Source organism: Vibrio sp. 10N.222.55.C6 (assembly GCF_041473395.1).
GTDB classification, from domain to species: Bacteria; Pseudomonadota; Gammaproteobacteria; order Enterobacterales; family Vibrionaceae; genus Vibrio; species Vibrio crassostreae_C.
Map to the genome: position 1 here is coordinate 1 of NZ_JBFRSD010000592.1, position 233 is coordinate 233.

Annotated in this window: 1 protein-coding gene; it reads left to right on the forward strand. The window is 47.2% G+C overall.

Going from position 1 to position 233, the window contains the following annotated elements; genetic code table 11:
* Positions 1-233 (forward strand): diguanylate cyclase domain-containing protein (locus tag AB4486_RS25235; RefSeq protein WP_372119455.1); only part of this gene is annotated, 233 nt, incomplete at both ends.

Here is a 233-nt window from a genome sequence, read left to right on the forward strand (position 1 = left end):
CTACGTGAGCGAGCCTGAAACCTATATAGCTCTACTCGATATCGATAATTTTGACCACGTGAACCGTGCTTATGGTGAAGCTGTGGGTGACAAGATGATCAAGCTGACAGCAGAAGCACTACGCTCGTACTTTCCGAAGCCTAAAGGACTATGCCTTGCTCGTATTGGAGGCAAAGAGTTCGCAGTATTATTTAAAGCAAACGACGGCAACGACGCCAAGTTCCAACTAGACC